Genomic DNA, 541 nt, shown 5'->3' on the forward strand with positions numbered 1-541 from the left:
ATCGGCCAGCGCCGACTCGGTGAGCACCACACGGAAAGCGTTGAGCGTGGACTGGCTGAGGTCGATGGCGTGCAACGAGCGGCGCACCAGCTCGTCGGCCGTCACCTCACGGCTGGCCAGTTGGTAGAGCTGATCGGACAGGGTGGGGAAGCGAAGGAAAGACGCGTGTGTCATCGCCGACCAGAGTATCGGCGCGCCATTCCGGCTATGTACCAGCGATGTCTCAGCACGATGCCAAACTGGGATGATGCGGCTATACCGGGACCGGGCGGTGGTGCTGCGCCAGCACAAGCTCGGCGAAGCCGACCGGATCATCACCCAGCTGACCCGCGACCACGGGCTGGTGCGCGCGGTGGCCAAGGGTGTGCGCCGCACCCGCAGCAAGTTCGGCGCGCGGCTGGAGCCGTTCTCGCATATCGACGTGCAGCTGTACCCGGGCCGCAACCTGGACATCATCACCCAGGTGGTTGCGATCGACGCGTTCGCCACCGACATCATCAGCGACTACGGCCGCTACACCTGCGCATGCGCGATGCTGGAA

General features: G+C 65.6%; 1 protein-coding gene and 1 pseudogene. One reads left to right on the forward strand and one right to left on the reverse strand.

Going from position 1 to position 541, the window contains the following annotated elements:
• Positions 1-9 precede the first annotated feature (9 nt).
• Positions 10-174: pseudogene (locus tag ACFE99_RS14835) on the reverse strand (amidase); the annotation flags it as partial.
• A 73-nt stretch (positions 175-247) separates the two neighbouring features.
• Between ACFE99_RS14835 and recO the strand changes: the two are divergent.
• The coding region (gene recO / locus ACFE99_RS14840) for a DNA repair protein RecO (RefSeq protein WP_375486526.1) at positions 248-541 on the forward strand (294 nt) is incomplete at its 3' end.

The organism is uncultured Mycobacterium sp. (assembly GCF_964249325.1).
GTDB lineage: Bacteria > Actinomycetota > Actinomycetes > Mycobacteriales > Mycobacteriaceae > Mycobacterium.